Annotated in this window: 14 protein-coding genes; 9 read left to right on the plus strand and 5 right to left on the minus strand. The window is 66.6% G+C overall.

Annotation, left to right across the window (positions count from 1 at the left end; genetic code table 11):
• Nucleotides 1-8 precede the first annotated feature (8 nt).
• The 7 genes from ACGFK1_RS02795 (at nucleotide 9) to ACGFK1_RS02825 (ending at nucleotide 9,426) form a co-directional block, all read left to right on the plus strand.
• Nucleotides 9-782 carry an HAD-IIA family hydrolase gene (locus tag ACGFK1_RS02795; protein WP_393425218.1) on the plus strand — a complete coding sequence of 258 codons (774 nt, stop codon included), beginning with the start codon at nucleotides 9-11 and terminating at the stop codon, nucleotides 780-782.
• A gap of 98 nt (nucleotides 783-880) precedes the next feature.
• Entirely contained in the window at nucleotides 881-1,033 is a 153-nt protein-coding gene (locus ACGFK1_RS02800; protein ID WP_393425221.1) for a hypothetical protein, read from the plus strand.
• A gap of 36 nt (nucleotides 1,034-1,069) precedes the next feature.
• A complete protein-coding gene (locus ACGFK1_RS02805; RefSeq protein ID WP_393426313.1) occupies nucleotides 1,070-1,981 on the plus strand; it encodes an arginase family protein in 912 nt (303 codons plus the stop codon).
• Nucleotides 1,982-1,989: 8 nt separating this feature from the next.
• On the plus strand, nucleotides 1,990-4,140 hold the full coding sequence (locus ACGFK1_RS02810) for a thiamine pyrophosphate-dependent enzyme (protein WP_393425224.1): 2,151 nt from the start codon (nucleotides 1,990-1,992) through the stop codon (nucleotides 4,138-4,140).
• Nucleotides 4,141-4,196: 56 nt separating this feature from the next.
• On the plus strand, nucleotides 4,197-7,364 hold the full coding sequence (locus ACGFK1_RS02815) for an AAA family ATPase (protein WP_393425227.1): 3,168 nt from the start codon (nucleotides 4,197-4,199) through the stop codon (nucleotides 7,362-7,364).
• 59 nt (nucleotides 7,365-7,423) lie between these two features.
• A complete protein-coding gene (locus tag ACGFK1_RS02820) occupies nucleotides 7,424-8,629 on the plus strand; it encodes a CoA transferase (RefSeq protein WP_393425229.1) in 1,206 nt (401 codons plus the stop codon).
• Entirely contained in the window at nucleotides 8,626-9,426 is an 801-nt protein-coding gene (locus ACGFK1_RS02825) for an acyl-CoA thioesterase (protein WP_393425232.1), read from the plus strand. Before ACGFK1_RS02820 ends, ACGFK1_RS02825 begins: the two co-directional genes overlap by 4 nt.
• Here the strand turns inward: ACGFK1_RS02825 and ACGFK1_RS02830 are convergent.
• From ACGFK1_RS02830 to ACGFK1_RS02850, 5 genes are all read right to left on the minus strand, one after another.
• A complete protein-coding gene (locus tag ACGFK1_RS02830; protein WP_393425235.1) occupies nucleotides 9,319-11,910 on the minus strand; it encodes an AMP-binding protein in 2,592 nt (863 codons plus the stop codon). The genes ACGFK1_RS02825 and ACGFK1_RS02830 overlap by 108 nt on opposite strands.
• Nucleotides 11,907-12,947 (minus strand): ABC transporter ATP-binding protein, encoded by a 1,041-nt coding sequence (locus ACGFK1_RS02835; RefSeq protein WP_393425238.1) that lies wholly within the window; start codon nucleotides 12,945-12,947, stop codon nucleotides 11,907-11,909. The genes ACGFK1_RS02830 and ACGFK1_RS02835 overlap by 4 nt, the downstream gene beginning before the upstream one ends.
• The gene (locus ACGFK1_RS02840; protein WP_393426316.1) at nucleotides 12,944-14,446 is read right to left on the minus strand and encodes an ABC transporter permease; all 1,503 of its coding nucleotides are present in this window, start codon (nucleotides 14,444-14,446) and stop codon (nucleotides 12,944-12,946) included. Before ACGFK1_RS02840 ends, ACGFK1_RS02835 begins: the two co-directional genes overlap by 4 nt.
• A gap of 96 nt (nucleotides 14,447-14,542) precedes the next feature.
• On the minus strand, nucleotides 14,543-15,559 hold the full coding sequence (locus ACGFK1_RS02845) for an iron ABC transporter substrate-binding protein (RefSeq protein ID WP_393425241.1): 1,017 nt from the start codon (nucleotides 15,557-15,559) through the stop codon (nucleotides 14,543-14,545).
• Between the two features lie 154 nt (nucleotides 15,560-15,713).
• Complete coding sequence (locus ACGFK1_RS02850) at nucleotides 15,714-16,532, minus strand: DUF1206 domain-containing protein (protein WP_393425244.1); 819 nt, start codon at nucleotides 16,530-16,532, stop codon at nucleotides 15,714-15,716.
• Nucleotides 16,533-16,650: 118 nt separating this feature from the next.
• Here ACGFK1_RS02850 and ACGFK1_RS02855 point away from each other — a divergent pair, with 118 nt between their 5' ends.
• Both ACGFK1_RS02855 and ACGFK1_RS02860 read left to right on the plus strand, forming a co-directional pair.
• Entirely contained in the window at nucleotides 16,651-17,019 is a 369-nt protein-coding gene (locus ACGFK1_RS02855; RefSeq protein ID WP_393425247.1) for a YraN family protein, read from the plus strand.
• Between the two features lie 75 nt (nucleotides 17,020-17,094).
• Complete coding sequence (locus ACGFK1_RS02860) at nucleotides 17,095-17,466, plus strand: nuclear transport factor 2 family protein (protein ID WP_393425250.1); 372 nt, start codon at nucleotides 17,095-17,097, stop codon at nucleotides 17,464-17,466.
• Nucleotides 17,467-17,504: the final 38 nt, after the last annotated feature.

Here is a 17,504-nt window from a genome sequence, read left to right on the forward strand (position 1 = left end):
GTGGGGGCGTGCGCTCAACACCGAAGTGCTGGCTCACCGACATGGACGGCGTGCTCGTCCGCGAAGAACACGCGCTTCCCGGCGCCGCCGAGTTCCTGCAGCGCCTGGTCGAGCGGGAGCGGCCGTTTCTGGTGCTGACCAACAACTCGATCTTCACGCCGCGCGACCTGTCGGCCCGGCTGAAGCGCTCCGAACTCACGGTGCCCGAGGAATCGATCTGGACCTCCGGCCTGGCCACCGCGGCCTTCCTCGATTCTCAACTACCGGGCGGGTCGGCCTATGTGATCGGTGAGGCCGGACTGACCACACCGCTGCACCAGGTGGGCTACACGCTCACCGACACCGAACCCGACTACGTCGTGCTCGGCGAGACGCGGACATATTCGTTCACGGCGATCACCAAGGCGATCAGGCTGATCCTCGGCGGCGCGCGGTTCATCGCCACGAATCCCGACGTGAGCGGGCCGTCCGCGGAGGGTCCGCTGCCCGCCACCGGGTCGGTCGCGGCGATGATCACCAAGGCGACGGGCCGCGAACCGTATTTCGTCGGCAAGCCCAACCCGATGATGTTCCGCAGCGCGCTCAACCGCATCGAGGCCCACTCGGAGAGCACCATGATGGTCGGCGACCGGATGGACACCGACGTCGTCGCGGGAATCGAGGCAGGACTGGACACCGTTTTGGTGCTCACCGGTTCGACCGCAGTTGCCGACATCGAACGGTATCCGTTTCGACCCGGTCGGGTGCTCGACTCGATCGCCGAGTGCATCGAACTCGTTTGATACCCGTGCAACCCGCACGAGGTGCACGCGGCGTGGCAGCGAGGAGCCGTTTGCGTCGACGAGAACATGTTGGTCGCCGAACCGAGGACCAATGGCGAATGGTGCGATTCGTCGACGGCGATGACGTCAGTATCCGAATTTTCGACGGAGCAACGCCCTACACGACCTATGTTCGGGGAGTGATCGTCGACGATGAAAGCGACGTGGTGCTGACCGGCAGGGGCGACAGCGCAATGGTCATCGAGGGCTGACATGGCGCGGACGCGAGGAGCGGGAAGATCGCAGACATCGAACTGATCGGGGTGCCGTTCGACGGGTACGGACGGCCCGGCCATCAAGCGCGCGCCGCAGAAGCGCTGCGCGCGGCGGGTCTTCGCGACGCCTTCGACCACCACCACGTCATCGACGACGAGGATCTCGTCCTGCCCGAACCTGATCCGGCTCGTGGCGCGACGACCAGCCTGGTCAACGAGCGGGCGCTGCTCGCCATGACCGACGCTCTCAACCGCAAGGTCGGAGAAGTGGTGAACGCCGGTCGATTCCCGTTCGTCTACGGCGGCGACTGCTCGACGCTGCTCGGCATCGTGACGGGCCTGCGCGATCATGTCGGCGACGTCGGACTGGTGTTCATCGACGGCCACGAAGACACCATGCCGCTGGATGTTTCCGAGGACGGCGAGGCGGCCAACGCCGAGATCGGGCTGCTGCTTGGGCTGACCGGTCGGCTGCTCACCGGTGAACTCGGCGATCGCCTGCCTGCGTTGCGGCCCGAGCAGCTGGCGATCCTCGGTCCGCGTGACGATGACTGGCGGCGGCAGTTCAACGTCGGCAGTCTCGCGGATTCCAGGGTGTGGCTGGCGCCGCTTGCCGAAGTTGCCGACGATTCTTTCGCGGCAGGACGGCAGGCGATCGAGCACCTGTCGAATCACGTCGACAAATGGTGGCTGCACATCGACCTCGACGTCCTTGATCCGGTCGAGTTCCCCGCGCAGGGGCTGCCTGACGTCGACGACGAACCCGGCGGACTCACCTGGGATCAGCTCACCGATCTCGTCTCGGCGCTGTTCACCGGGGCCGCGTCGTGCGTCGGCGGCAGCCTCGCCATCTACGACCCCGAACAGGATCCTGGCGGTTCGGGTGCCTCACAGGTGGTGGCATTCATCCGAAACGTGTTGGTACGACCGACGATAAGCCCTTAGGAGCCCGGTTGGCTGAGCCGATCGACGAGTATTTCACCTCGACCATCTCCACGCTGACAGCCCCGGAGCGGCCGCACCGCGCCGCATCGCGTGCTGACGAGATGCTGGCGCTGTTCGATGCGCAACTCGGCAGCAGGCACCTCGATCTGGCCGCCCGCTGGCTGCGGTCAAAAGGCAAGGGCTACTACACCATCGGGTCGTCGGGCCACGAAGGCAACGCGGCAGTCGCGGCCGCGCTGCGGCCGACCGATCCTGCGCTTCTGCACTACCGGTCCGGCGCCTTCTTCCTGGCCCGTGCCGCTCAGGTCGGCGGCACAGACCCGGTGCGAGATGTGCTGCTCGGATTGGTCGCCGCCACCGACGAACCGATCGCCGGTGGCAGGCACAAGGTTTTCGGCCGCCACGACCTGAACATCATCCCGCAGACCTCGACGATCGCATCGCACCTGCCGAGGGCTGTCGGCGTGGCATTCTCCATAGCGCGGACAAGGAAACTCGGCGTCGCGTGCGCCTGGCCCGATGACGCCGTCACGGTCTGCAGCTTCGGTGACGCGTCGGTGAACCATTCGACCGCGGTCGGGGCCATCAACACCGCGCTGCACTCGGCGTATCAGGGTGTGCCGATGCCGTTGCTGCTCGTCTGTGAGGACAACGGCATCGGGATCAGCGTCAAGACGCCACGGCGGTGGATCGAACACACCTACGGAAACCGGGACGGGCTGCGGTATTTCGTTGCCGACTGCTGGGATGTGACGGCGACGTCGGAGGCAGCGGCCGCCGCCACCGCATATGTGCGGACACACCGTCGGCCCGCTTTCCTGCACCTACGGATGGTCCGCCTGATGGGCCATGCCGGATCGGATTACGAACCGGCATACCGCGGTCCCGCGGAGATATCTGCCGACTACGATCGTGATCCGGTGCTGTGCACGGCACTGGCGCTGATCGGGGCCGGGGTGTTGACGCCGCAGCAGGTGCTCGATCGATACGAAGCCAAGCGCACCAACGTGATTGGGCTGGCCACCGAGGTAGCGGAGCTGCCGCAGCTGTCCAGCGCGGCTGCGGTGATGAAGCCCCTGCACGACGGCCTCGAAGAGGCCGCGGCGGCATCGCCTGCGTCGTTGGCCGCGACCGTGAGGTCGGGTGAGCCCGATATGCCGCTGACCCTGGCGTTGGCGATCAACCGTGCACTGCACGACATCCTGGATCGCTATCCGGAGGCGATGATCTTCGGCGAGGACGTGGCGCGCAAAGGCGGCGTCTACGGGGTGACGCGCGGACTAGTCGGCAAGACGAGTTCGGCGCGGGTATTCGACACGCTTCTCGACGAACAGTCGATCCTCGGCCTCGCGCTGGGCGCCGGAGTGTCAGGGCTGCTCCCGATCCCGGAGATCCAATACCTGGCCTACTTCCACAACGCCGCCGACCAGATCCGTGGCGAGGGTGCGACGCTGCAGTTCTTCTCCGATCGGCAGTACCGCAACCCAATGGTGGTGCGGGTGGCCGGCTACGGCTACCAGAAGGGTTTCGGCGGGCATTTCCACAACGACGATTCTGTTGCGGCGATCCGCGATATACCCGGCGTGGTGATCGCGTCGCCTGCACGCCCCGACGACGCCGCGGCGATGCTGCACACCTGCGCGGCGGCGGCCAAGTCGGCGGGCGCGGTGTGCATGTTCCTCGAACCGATCGCGCTGTATCACACACGCGATCTGTACGAGGACGGCGACGACGGATGGCTCGCGCAGTACCCCGAGGCGGGGGTGCCGATCGGCCGGGCCCGCACGTACGGCGACGGGACGGATCTGACGATCCTGACGTTCGGCAACGGGGTGCGGATGAGCCTTCGGGTGGCCCGCAAGCTGGAGGCTTCCGGCGTCCGCGTGCGCGTCGTGGATCTGCGCTGGCTGGCGCCGCTGCCAGTCGAGGACATGGTTCGCGAGGCCACCATCACGGGGCGAGCGCTGATCGTCGACGAGACCCGTGCGACCGGCGGGGTTGGCGAAGGCGTGCTAGCGACATTGCTGGAGCACGGATATACAGGTGCCGTCGACCGCGTCGCCAGCAAGGACTGCTTCATACCGCTCGGTGATGCAGCGCTCGAGGTGTTGCTGTCTGAGGAGACGATCGAGGCAGCCGCGGTGAAGCTCGTCCGATAACCGAACTCGGCCCTATGCTTAGCCGAGAAGGTTCCGGGACCTAGGGGAGGGCTCGGGTGACGGCTACGGGGATCGCGTGCGCGGCGTGTGGCGCGGAAGCTTCCCGCGCCGGCGCCCGGTTCTGTGACGCGTGCGGTGCCGCTCTCAACGCACCTGACGCGCACGCCGAGTACAAGCAGGTGACCGTGCTGTTCGCCGACGTGGTGCGCTCGATGGATTTGGCGGCGGCATTGGGCGCGGAACGGCTGCGCGAGGTCATGACGGCGCTCGTCGAAGGCTGCGCGGCGGTCGTCCAGCACTACGGCGGCACTGTCGACAAATTCACCGGCGACGGCATCATGGCGGTGTTCGGGGCACCGGTCGCGCTCGAGGACCACGCGGTCCGTGCCTGCTTGGCGGCGCAGGACATGCAGAGGGCGACGCAGGGGCTCGCTGCCGAAGTCCAACGGCGCGACGGGGTTTCGCTACAGATACGAGTTGGACTCAACTCCGGCGAGGTCATAGTCGGTGAGATCGGTTCCGGCACATTGGGTTATACCGCAATCGGCGATCAGGTCGGGATGGCCCAGCGGATGGAATCCGTCGCACCGCCAGGCGGGGTGATGGTCAGCGAGTCGACCGCGCGGCTAGTCGCGAACTCCGTAGTACTCGGCGCACCGGAGCCTGTGCACATCAGGGGATTCGACGAGCCGGTGGCGGCGCGGAAGCTTCTGGGAGCCGGGCCACATCAAGAACTCGCCCCGCGGGCCGTGACGAGCTTCGTCGGTCGACGGTGGGAGATGGCCGCGGTAGAAGGCGTGCTCGATCGCTCAGTCGACGGCCACGGCAGCATCGTCAACATTGTGGGGCCTGCGGGCATCGGCAAGAGCCGGATCGTCGCCGAGATGTCGGCCGTGGCCGCGAATCGCGGGATTCCAGTGTTTTCGACGTATTGCGAATCCCACGCAACTGAGGTTCCGTTCCAAGCAGTCAGCCGATTGTTGCGGGCCGCCTTCGGAATCGAGGCGCTCGCCGATGACGAGGCGGCGCGAAGCAGCTTGCGCGCCCGGATAATCGGTGCACAAGACGAAGATCTGGTTCTGCTCGAGGATCTGCTGGCGATTCGCGAACCGAGCGAGTCGCCACCTGACATCGACCCCGACGCGCGTCGGAGGCGGTTGACGGCATTGGTGAACGCCGCTTACTTGGCGCAATCGATACCGTCGGTGTACGTCATCGAAAATGCGCATTGGATAGATGCTGCGAGTGAATCACTGCTAGCCGACTTCCTTTCGGTGGTTCCGCAGACCTCATCCCTCGTGATGATCACCCACCGTCCGGAATATGTTGGCACGCTGAGCAGGACACCGGGCGCTCAAACCATCGCACTTGCACCGCTGAACAGTTCGGAGTCCATGGCGCTCATCGCCGAGCTGTTGGGCAGCGAACCGTCAGTGGCCGGCTTGACCGCGCAGATTGCCGAGCGGGCAGGAGGCAACCCGTTCTTCGCCCAGGAGATCGTGCGCGATCTCGCAGAGCGGCAAGTGTTGCAGGGCCGACGGGGCGCGTATGAATGTGCTGACCCCACAGCACAAGTCAGCGTGCCCGCATCGCTTCAGGCGGCTATCGCGGCGCGTATCGACCGGCTTGACGACGTCGCCAAGCACACGCTGAACGCCGCTGCCGTCATCGGCCTGCGGTTCGACGCTGACATGCTTACGGCGCTGGTCGACGAAACCGTGCTCGGTGAGTTGGTGCGGATGGAATTCGTTGATCAAGTGCGGTTCACCCCGCGTCCTGAGTACGCGTTTCACCACCCCCTCATCCGCACCGTCGCCTACGAGTCGCAGCTCAAGGCCGACCGCGCGGTGTTGCACCGGCGACTGGCCGCCGCCATCGAACAACGGGATCCCGCCTCCGCCGACGAGAACGCAGCCCTGATCGCCGAGCATCTGGAAGCCGCGGAGGATCTTGTCGGCGCGTATCGCTGGCACATGCGTGCGGGTGCGTGGCTCACCATCCGCGACGTCTCGGCCGCTGACGCGTCATGGCGCAGGGCGCAGCAGGTGGCGGACCGAATGCCCGCCGGCCACCCCGAACGGATGGCGATGCGGATCGCACCGCGTACGTTGTTGACCGGCGGTGCCTGGCGCATCGGCGGCAGCGGCGCCGAGGTCAACTTCGACGAACTGCGCGAGCTCTGCGAGGCCGCGGGCGACAAGCGTTCGTTGGCCGTCGGAATGACGGGTGTGGTGATGAAGCACGCGCTGAACTCCGAGTATGAAAATGCCTCGCGTCTCGCCGCCGAGCACACCCGGCTGCTGGAGGCGATCGACGACCCGGAGTTGATGGTGTCGCTGTCCATCGCGGCGGCCGTGGCCAAATACGGCGCAGGCGAACCCGATGAGGCGTTGCGGTTGGTGCAGCGAGTGATCGACTTGGCCGACGGCGATCCGGCCATGGGCAGCCTGTTTTTCGGCTCGCCGCTGGTGCTTGCGATCATGCTTCGCGGGTGCATCGGGTGTGCAATCGGTACTCCGGGTTGGCATGCCGACTTGAGCAAGGCGATGGTGATGGCACGCGAAACCGATGTTGCCACGCGCGCCATCGTGATCTTCTACATCTGCTTGATCGGGATTCCGCACGGCACACTGCAATGCGATGAGGTGCTGCTGACCGAAACCGCCGAGACTCTCGAGCTTGCCGAGCGGTCGGGCGGGGACCCGATACTCTGCTGTGCGCGGGGTGCTCGCGGTCTGGCGCTGGTGTATCGCGAATCCCCGCAGTGTGAGGAGGGCCTCGGCCTTCTCAGTCAGGTCAGGGAAGTGACGCTGCGTGAGCGCTTCAGCCTTCCCGTGTTGCCGTATATCGATGTCGAATTCGCGAGGGCGAAGGCGAAGTCGGGACAACTCGACGAGGCCATCGAGCTTCTTCGTCAATACACGCGGCTTGATCGGAAGGTGGTCGGCGTGTTCGGGCCTGCGGTTTGGGTTTTGGTGGAGTCACTGCTGCGCCGTGGCGGCGCGGCCGCGGTGTCCGAAGCCGAGCGCGCCGTGTCCGACCTGGCGTCCTTCGCGGCGCTTACCCGATTCGTCGTGTTCGACGTGCTGGAGTTGCGCCTGCGGGCGTTGCTGGCGCGGGCGCATGGTGACGAAGCCGGGTACCGCGAATTCGCGGACCGCTACCGGGCGATGTGTGAATCCCTCGGCTACGAGGGTCACCTGGCAGTGGCCGCGACCATGTAGATACGCGCAGGTCATCAGCTGTAGATGTGGCTGCGCACCAAGTCCCTACACTTAGCCGGATGACTGAAACTCCCGCTGCGACTCAGCCGCTGTCCGGCGTGCGGATCGTCGAGATCTCCAGCTTCGTCGCGGTGCCGTTGGCGGGGATGACGCTGGGCCAACTCGGCGCCGAGGTGATCCGGGTCGACCCGATGGGCGGCGCCGCCGACTATCACCGCTGGCCGGTCACCGGGGACGGTGACAGCATCTACTGGGCCGGGCTGAACAAGGGCAAGCGGTCGGTGGCCGCCGACTTCCGCTCGCCCGACGGTCAGGTCCTAGTGCAGCGGCTGATCGCCGATGCCGGCGTGCTGATCACGAATGTCGCTGGACGGGAATGGCATTCGTATGACACGCTGACCCGGTTGCGGCCCGACTTGATTCACGTCGAGGTGTCAGGCCGCGCCGACGGTGGGACGGGCGTGGATTACACCGTCAACGCAGGCGTCGGGTTTCCGTTGGTGACCGGGCCCGCAGAACTCGCGACGCCGGTCAATCATGTCCTGCCGGCATGGGATGTCTCGTGTGGCATCTATACCGCGCTGGCTGTGGTCGCCGCGTTGCGGCACCGCGACGCGACAGGCCACGGCCAACGGATCAGCATTCCGCTGGAGAACGTCGCGCTGGCGACGGCCGGCAATTTGAGCCTGTTCACCGAGGTCATGGTGAACGGCACCGGGCGCGAGCGCATCGGCAACTCGGTGTACGGCCAGTACGGCCAGGACTTCACCAGCAGCGACGGGGTTTCGTTCATGATCGTCGCGCTCACCAACCGTCATTTCCGCGATCTGTGCGAACTTACCGAAACCGCGAAAGCCGTTGCTGCGCTGGAGGACACCCTCGGCGCTGACTTCACAGATGAAGGCGAGCGGTACCGGCACCGCGACGCGCTCTCCGGCCTGTTCAGCGAGTGGTTCTCGCAACACCGCGCAGACCAGGTCGCCGCGGCCCTTTCGACGACCTCGGTGCTGTGGGAGCGCTACCGGACATTCGCCGAAACCGCCGCCGACGCCAAGGTGACCGCCAATCCGATGTTCAGTCGCGTCGATCAACCCCGGATCGGCCCGTACCTGGCGCCGGGACTGCCGATCCAGATCGACGGCACCTACCCACCCGCCGTCCCCGCACCGGCCCTCGGCGACGACACCGCCGCGGTGCTGAGCGAATGGCTGGGGATGACCGGTGACGAGATCAGTGGGCTCACCGCCTCGGGCACCGTCGCATGAGCGCGCTGCTCAAACTGCTCGACGTTGCGGCGGGCGCCACCGCCGACACCTGGACAGGACCCGCCAGCGGGCCAGCTGGAAAGCGTTCTTACGGCGGACAATTCGTCGCACAGAGCCTGGCCGCAGCGTCGCGGACAGTGGCCGCGGACCGGCCGCCGACCAACATGCATCTGCAGTTCCTGCGCGGCGGCGAGGCCGGTGACCCGGTCGAGTACACGGTGACACGGGTCTTCGACGGCAGGACAGCGGCGGCGCGTCGCGTCGACTCCCATCAGAACGGCCGGATGTTGACCGCCGCAACGGTGTCGTTTGCTGCGGAACTGCCCGGCCCTGAGCACGGCCGCCGTTCGGAGATGCCCGATGACCCCGGGACGCTGCCGCCCACCGGGCCTGCCGGGCCAGCACCGTCGATGCCGCTCGACGAACTCGACATCCGGATCGCCGACGACACATCGACGGGCGAATTCGTCCGCCGCCTGTGGTGGCGGGCCACGGTTCCGCTCCCCGCCGATCCGGCGCTGCACACGCTGGTAGCGGTCTATGTCACCGACGTCTACATGATCGATCCCGCGCTACAAGTGCACGGGCATTCGATGAAGGCGCGCACCCACCGCAGCGGCACCACCGACTCATCGATCTGGTTCCACCGCGACGTCAGGGCCGACGAGTGGAACCTGCTCGAGTGTCGATCACCCGCCGCGGCGCGCGGGCGCGGCGTCGTGACAGCCAGCCTGATCCGGCTCGACGGCGCCATCGCGGCCACCATGACGCAGGAAGGGCTGATCGCCTCGCGGTAGCCGAGCGCGCAGCCGCGAGACTACGGTTTCTGAGGGAAATCGGCCGGAATCCGTCACAAACCGTAGTCTCGACGGTAGCCGAGCGCGCAGCCGCGAGACCAGTTGCGTCAGCAGCACACCGACGATGACAGAGGCGAGGACGCCGAGCAGGCGGTGCTCACCGAACAGCGGATACACCTGGAAGTGCGTCAGGTAGATGTACAGCGACGCCTCCGCGACGACACCGGCGACAACGGTGGCAACCGGAGGGCAGCGCAGCGCCGGCAGCCAGATCAACAGTGCGAACCCCGCCAAAACCAACAGTTCTCGTTCGGTGCGGTCGAAGTAGCCATGCATGCTGATGACGAGTACCACCGTCACCGCGGCGCGTTGGACGGCAGTCGAGGCTTTGGCGGTGACCCAGCCGACCGCGAAGAACCAGAACGTCAGCATGGTGAACCATGCGTCGTGGCCGAGGTTCAGGCCGATGACGTCGTACCGCAGCGCCAACCCGACAGCCAGGAATGTCACCGCAACGGCGAAGGGCCACTGCCGTTCCCACCTGTCGAACGCGGGCAACCAGCACAGCACCGCGAGTCCGACCAGGATCCACACCAGTACTTCGACGAACCAGAGTCGGCCCGCGGTCATGCTGTCATGCGGCCCCAGAAGTTTGTTGGCCAGCAACAGGTTCGTGGGCGTGTAGTCGTCGGTGACCACGAGGGCGACCATGACCCAGGCGATCGCCGGGCCGGCGATCCAGGCAACGGTGTTGCGAAGGTGCCTGACCCGGTCGGTGCGTGGCACCGGCGTCAGGCAGAATCGGCCGAAGTTGTATCCCGCGACGCCGAGAAGCAGATGCGCACCGCCCCACAGTTCGAACAACTCCGCGTGGGACCCGACGATGAGCACGATCGCGACCGCGCGCAGTGCGACGGTGGTCTCCAGGGTCGCCCCCCACCACGGCCGCCTGCGTCGCGCCTGTGTCGGCGTGGCCTCGAGTTCACGCAGCGGGAGTCGCTGCCAATCCGCGGGCAGCCGCCCCATGGCGCGTTCCAGCCGCACCGACATTGCGACGTAGGACAGCGAGTTGCCGCCCAGGTCGACGAAGCTGGCGTCGGGGTCGATGCGCTGGGCGTCGATGTGGAGCACGTCGGCGAACAACTCACGCACGCTGTTCGGGCGGGCGGTGGTCGATGCGCGGGCGAGGTCACGCACCGCGGGATAGTCGGGCTTGCCCGACGGCAGCATCGGCAGTTCGTCGACCGTGACGGCCCGCACGGCGCCCGCGGGGACACCGGCCGCGTCGGCCGCGATCCGCTGCACCTGCATGCGGTCGCCGCGTGCGACTGCCACCGCGAGAATGTCGTCGACGTCGGTGCAGTACGCGGTCACGCCATGATCGGACAGCGCAGCCTCGACACGGTGCAGGTCGATCCTCAACCCGTACATCTTGACGAACCGGCTGCTGCGGCCGATCACCTCGTAGAGCCCGTCGGGGTCGCGGCGGGCGAGGTCGCCGGTGTGCAGCGCATCGACGGTCTTGCCGAGAGCCAGGTCGGCGGGCCGGTGCGCGTAGCCCATCATCACATTCGGGCCGCGGTACAGCAGCTCGCCAGTGGGTTCGATGGAGAACGTGCCACCGGAGATGGGCCTGCCGATCGCCGAGGGCCGGGTTGCGGCGAGTTCTGGTGGCAGGTAAGCCATTCGGGCGGTGGCCTCGGTGGCCCCGTACATCACGAACAAGTCCCAGCCCAAGTCTCGACCCAGTTCGGCGAAGCGTCGAACCCGCTCAGGCGGCATTCGGCCGCCGGCTTGGGTGAGGTACCGCAGGTGCGGCAGATCCAGCGCCTGCGACCCGACGTGCTCGAGCAACTCGAAGGTGTAGGGCACACCGGCGAACGACGTGCCGCGGTGCCTGCGGAACAGCCGCCAGAATTCGTCGTCGACGACTGACCGGTCGGTGAGGATCAGCCCGGCGCCGCGCAGCAGGTGGCTGTGGATCACCGACAACCCGTAGCAATACGACATGGGCAGAGTCGTTGCCGCTCTGTCGGTTTCGGTGATGCCGAGGTAGTCGGCGATGGCTTCGGCATTGCTGGTCAAGTTGTGCTGGGACAGCCGGACCAGTTTGGGCGAGCCGGTGCTGCCGGACGTGGACAGCAGCAGCGCGAGGTTGTCGTGCAGCACATGACGACCGCCGCGGTGGTGAATCCCGTCGGCGTCGATCACGATGCCGGGGTCGTACGTTTGCAGTATCGCGGTGTGGTCGCGGCCCGCACTGGCAGGCAATACCACATGTCCGGCGGATAGTGCCGCCAGGTAGTGGACCAAAGTGGTGATGTCATTGCGTGTTTCGAGCAGAACCAGACGTCGCGGCCCGTCCAGGTCCGCCGCGCTGTCCGCTACAGCGTCGGCGAGCTGACAATAGGACAGCTGCTGAGTTTCGGTGAGTACGGCGATGTTTCGGCCGTTGCTGCGAAGGTGGTCGAGCAGTCGGCTCATGTGAGCACGATCCCGCTGCCGACCACCTCGATCCGCACCTTGGCGTCGATGGCCGGCGGATTGAGGCTGTGCTGCCGGACGACGAGCGGCGCGGCGTCGCCTGCGGGGTCGATGGTCAACAAGACATCGTGGCCGAGGAATTCGACGGCCATCACGGTGCCCACACCGTCGAGCCGTTCGCTGTCCGAAACCACGGTGGCGACAAGCTGTTCGGGCCGCAGCATCAGGGTGCCAGGACCATCCTCGGCGTGCACCGGCACACGGCCGAGCGCGCATTCGGCGATACCCGATGCGACCCGGCAGGGCAGGGCGATGCAGTCGCCGAGAAACTCCGCGGTGAACCGGTCGGCGGGTTGCCGGTACACCTGTTGCGGGCTGCCGACTTGGGTGAAGACCCCGTCGCGCATCACCGCGACCTGATCCGCGATCGACAGCGCTTCTTCCTGGTCGTGGGTGACCAGCAGGGTCGTCACACCGGCTCCGGTGAGTAGGCCGGCGACCGCCTTGCGGGTCGATGCGCGTAAGCCGGTATCGAGCGCACTGAACGGTTCGTCGAGCAGCATCAGCACGGGGTGTCGGGCCAGCGCGCGCGCCAGTGCGACGCGCTGCTGCTGGCCTCCGGAGAGTTGATGCGGCCGCCGCGACGCGAAAGACCGGTCGAGGGAGACGGTTTCGAGGAGTTCGTCGACGCGTCTGCGCGTTTCGCGTCGGCCGGCGCCGCGCAGCCCGTACGCGATGTTCTGCCCGACGGTCAGATGGGGAAACAGCGCACCGTCCTGTGCGACATAGCCGACGCCCCGACGGTGTGGCGGCACCGCACTGCTCTGGCTGGCCACCTCGCGTCCGTCGATCGCGATCGTCCCCGCGTCGGGTGTTTCGAACCCTGCGATCAGCCGCAGCAGCGTGGTCTTACCGCAGCCCGACGCGCCCACCACGGCGGTGGTGGTGCCTGGCTCGAGGTCGAGGTCGACGCCATGAAGCACGGTGTGGCCGTTGAAAGACTTGGCGAGCCGCTTGACTTCGAGGACGGCGGTCACAGCGCGGCCACCTTCGTCGACTGCCGAAACAGTACGAGCGTGACGGGGATGGCGAGCACCACCAGCACGAGCGCATAGGGGGCGGCCGCCGAGTAGTCCAGCTCGCTGGACAACGACCAGAACCGCATCGACAGCGTGTTCGTTCCGGTCGGCGCGAGCAGCAGCGTCGCGGTCAATTCGGTTGCCACAGCGACAAACACCAGCGATGCCGCGGCCGCGGCGGCGGGTGCGGTCAGTCGCAGAGTGACGCGCAGGAACGTGGTCGTTGGTGAGCTGCCAAGCGATCGGGACGCCTCCTCGAGGCTCGGTGGCACCTGGGCGAGTCCGGCCCGCACGTTGACAAGGGCGCGTGGCATGAACAGCAGCACATAGCCGAACACGATCAGCGCAACGCTCTGATACAGAGGCCGGGCCAGGTTGATGGAGACCGTGACGAGCGCGAGCGCGGTGACGATGCCGGGCAGCGAACCGGTGACGTAGTTGGCACCCTCCACGATGCGGGCGAGCGCGCCGTGCGACCGAACGGCGACCCATGCGACGGGAAACGCCAGCACCGTGGTCAGCACGGCCGCGACCGCCGCCAACCCGATGGTTTGGCCGAGCGCGGTCGCGATGTCGTCGAACACCCACACCTGCCTGCCGCCGATCCACAGCCAGCGCACGATCGTCCACACCGGAACGCCGAGGGCCAGTGCTGCCACTGCGACCAAACCTGCCTGGGCCGGAACCATGGTGCGGCCCAACCGAATCGGTGTGGCGACCCGGGGCGCTCCAGCGCCGACGCGGGACAACCGCGCGGTGCCGCGGGCCAACGCTTCGGCCACCAGCAGCACCAAGCACAGCAGCACCAGCACACCGGCGAGCATGCTGCCCGCCGCGCCGTCGAACGTCACCTGGAACTGCTGGAAGATCGCGACGGTGAAGGTGTCGAACCGCACCATCGCGAATGCGCCGAACTCGGCGAGCAGGTGCACACCGATCAACAGGCTCCCGCCGAGAATCGCAAGCCGCAGCTGGGGCAGCACCACCCGGAATAAGACACCTACCGAATCGGAGCCGAGCGCCCGTGCGGACTCTTCGATCGTGGGGTCGAGCCGCCGCAGCGTCGCGGCCACCGGTAGGTACATGAACGGGAAGTACGACAGCGTCGACACCAGCACCCCGGCCCAGACCCCGTGCAGCGACGGGATGACCCCGACCCAGGCGTAGCTGTTGATGAACGCGGGCACCGCAAGGGGCGCGACGAACAGCGGCCGCCAGAATGCGCTGCCGGGCAGATCGGTCCGCTCTACCAGCCACGCAACGCCGACGCCGATGACCACGCACAGCGGCACAGTGACCGCCACCAGAGCCACCGTGTTGAACAGCAACTCACCGACCCTGGGCCGCACGACGAGGTGATAGGCCCTGACCCACCCGATCGACACCGCGGCCCATCCGACATAGCCGAGCGGAATGAGCGTCGCGGCCACCAGAATCGCGACCGTCGCGGTGATCAGGGGTCCGGGTCGCGATGCCTTATCAGGCCCCGAGGCAGGCTCCGCCTGGCGCGACTGGCTCTGATCGTCGGCTCGGCCGACGGCTATTGCGACCACCTATAACAAACCAGCCTTCGTCATCAGGTCGGTCACCTTCTGCGCGTCGAGCGTTGTCGGATCCACCACCGGCGCCTGCAGGTCGGCCAGCGGCACCAGTGCGGGATTCGCGGGCACGCCGCTGGCCACCGGGTACTCGAACGACGTGCCCTTCTCCAGGACCTCTTGTCCGGCCTTGCCGGTGATGAACTTGATGAACTGTTGGGCCTGCTCGGCCTTCTTGCTCGACTTGAGCACGCCGCCCCCCGACAGGCTGACGAACGCGCCGGGATCCTGGTTGCGGAAGTAGTGCAACGCCGTATTGCCGCTCATCTCTTTGGTTTTCGCCTGATCGCGGAACCAGTAGTAGTGATAGATGATGCCGCCGTCGACCTCGCCTGCGTTCACCGCTTTCATCGTCGCGATGTTGTCGTTGTACACCTTCGCGTTGGCCTTCATGCCGGCCAGCCACTGCGAGGTGGCGGCCTCACCCTTGAGTTGCAGCAAGGCGGCGACGATGGCCTGGAAGTCCGCCTTCGTCGGCGCTCCGCCCCAGCGGCCCTTCCATGTGGGCTGCTGCAGGTCCAGCATCGACTTCGGCAGCTGGTCGGGCGCCAACTTGGTTGTGTTGTAGACGAACACCGTGGTGCGTGCGGCGACGCCGGTCCACTTGCCGCTGGCTGGGCGGTACTGCGCGGGAACCTGGCCGATGGTCTGCGGATCCAGGTCGGCGAACAGACCTGCCTTTTCGACGGCGGCCATCGCGGGGGAGTTCTCGGTGAGGAAGACATCGGCGGGCGATTTGCCGCCCTCGGCCACCAGCTGGTTGCCCAGTTCGGTGTCGCCGCCCTGACGGTAGGTGATCTTGATGCCGGTCTCCTTGGTGAACGCGTCGATCCACTCTTTGGTCAGCGACTCGTGCTGGGCGTTGTAGACCAGCAGCTCGTCGGACTGTTCAGACCCTGAGCAGGCAGTCAGGCCCAGCACGACGGCCAGGACTGAAGCGGCTGCCGCGATCCGGCTCCAACGTCGTCGCATCCAGCAGGTCCCTCCGTGGTAGGCGGCTTTAGCGAAGCTTTACCTAATGAAACCTACCCTTCCCCGTGACACGGCCCGCGGCCAACGGGAGCTTCTGCTCGAAAAATCGTCCGACAGTCGAGCAGGAGCCCACGGTCGCGGTGACAGGGGCCGACTACATGCGGCCGTAGCGACTGCGAACGAAGCTGTAGGCGCCGAAGGCCGCGATGCCCACTGCGGCGACGATCAACAGCACCTTCCCGAACGGGGCGTGGCCGAGTGTCTTGACCGCAGCGTCGAACCCCGTGGCCTTCGACGGGTCGGCCTGCAGGGTGGCCACGATGACCAGAACGCCCGCGCCGGCCAGCACGACGCCCTTGGCGACGTAACCGGCGACGCCGACGAAGGTCACCCCGGTTCCGCCGCGGACGCGCAGATCCTTGAAGAACTTCTTACTGGCCCCTTTGTAGACGTGGTATCCGCCGACGATGATGAGGCCCACCGCAACGGCGATGAGAATTCCTCTACCCCAACCGGTTTGCATCATCTGCGCGCTCAGGCCGGCATTCTGCTGACTACTCTGTTGGCCGCTTCCCATCGCGAAACGTGCCGCGGAGAATGCGATCGCGAAGTTGACCGCGGCTAGGCCAAGCGGTTTCGCGCGCTTCCACGCCGGGGTGTCGTCCCGATAAGGCCCAGACCCTTCTCCGGGTTTGGCGCCGACGATCGACTCGGCGATGCGCCACAAGCCGAGCGCCACCAGTCCCGCCGCGACGATCCACAGGATCACCGCCCCGCCGGTGTGGCCGGCCAGGGTGGCCAGTGCCCCGGACTGATCCGCGTTGCCACCTGCGCCGAACGCGATCTGGGCGATGATGAAAGCGACGATGAGGTGCAGCACCCCGCTGACGGCGAATCCCGCGCGGGCGGCGTACTCGAAAGCGTCGCTGTCGGTTGCCCTGTCGACCGCGCCGTGCACTGAATTGTCGACCATGGCGCTGCGTATACCCCGCTTTTTACGGCGGCGAAACCGTGCGGTCGGCAAATGTGGACAAGACTGCGGCGGGGGATGAACCTTCGCCATTGTCGGTGCCGACTCAGATCGTGGCGACATGACGACGTTGACCCGCGCTGAACTCGGCGCACTCGGCGAACAACTCGCCGTCGAGCATCTGACCTCCCTCGGGCTGCGCGTGTTGGCCCGCAACTGGCGGTGCCGATATGGAGAACTCGACGTGATCGTCGCCGACGACCAGGCGCGCGCCGTGGTGTTCGTCGAGGTCAAGACCCGCACCACCGACCAGTTCGGTGGCGTGACCCACGCCGTGACACCTGCCAAGCTGCGAAGGCTGCGGCGCCTCGCCGGGCTGTGGCTTGCCGCCCAGCACCAGAGTTGGGCCGCTGTCCGCATCGACGTGATCGGGGTGCGCATCGGGCGCACCAGGAGCCCGGAGATCACCCATCTTCAGGCAGTGGGCTGACAACGCTTGAACTGCGCGGTTTGAGCGTCGACCGAATAACCTCATCGGCACGCCGACCGAACATGAGGAGCCGCCATGCCCGACGCGATCGAGCGACTGATGGAGAGCAATCTGCTGCGTGTCTTCAACGAACGCGATGCCGCCCGCCGCAGGGCCGCGATAGTCGAAACCTACTCGCCAGAAGTCCGCTGGACCGATGACGAGGGCGTGTCCGTCGGCCACGAGGCCCTCGACGCGAAAGCGCAAGCGCTTCAGGAGGGGCAGCTGGCCGGGCTGTCGTTCGTCATGGCAGGGACGGTATATCAGACCCGTGGATTCGGTTATCTCGCTTGGCATGTCGTGGCGCCAGACAGCGACGCGCCGATCGTGACAGGGTTCGACGTGGCGCTCGTACGCGATGAGCTCATCACGGATCTGTTCTCCGTCATCACCGCGGCACCGCACTGACCGCTCGGTCCAGCTCGGCAGCTGTGGATAACCGGGCC

The organism is Mycobacterium sp. NPDC048908 (assembly GCF_043197955.1).
GTDB lineage: Bacteria > Actinomycetota > Actinomycetes > Mycobacteriales > Mycobacteriaceae > Mycobacterium.

Coding starts and splice junctions, on each gene's coding strand:
- ACGFK1_RS02825 (WP_393425232.1), top strand. CDS start 8,626: ATGAGCGCGCTGCTCAAACTGCTCGACGTTGCGGCGGGCGCCACCGCC.
- ACGFK1_RS02830 (WP_393425235.1), bottom strand. CDS start 11,910: ATGAGCCGACTGCTCGACCACCTTCGCAGCAACGGCCGAAACATCGCC.
- ACGFK1_RS02845 (WP_393425241.1), bottom strand. CDS start 15,559: ATGCGACGACGTTGGAGCCGGATCGCGGCAGCCGCTTCAGTCCTGGCC.
- ACGFK1_RS02800 (WP_393425221.1), top strand. CDS start 881: ATGGTGCGATTCGTCGACGGCGATGACGTCAGTATCCGAATTTTCGAC.
- ACGFK1_RS02820 (WP_393425229.1), top strand. CDS start 7,424: ATGACTGAAACTCCCGCTGCGACTCAGCCGCTGTCCGGCGTGCGGATC.
- ACGFK1_RS02850 (WP_393425244.1), bottom strand. CDS start 16,532: ATGGTCGACAATTCAGTGCACGGCGCGGTCGACAGGGCAACCGACAGC.
- ACGFK1_RS02855 (WP_393425247.1), top strand. CDS start 16,651: ATGACGACGTTGACCCGCGCTGAACTCGGCGCACTCGGCGAACAACTC.
- ACGFK1_RS02860 (WP_393425250.1), top strand. CDS start 17,095: ATGCCCGACGCGATCGAGCGACTGATGGAGAGCAATCTGCTGCGTGTC.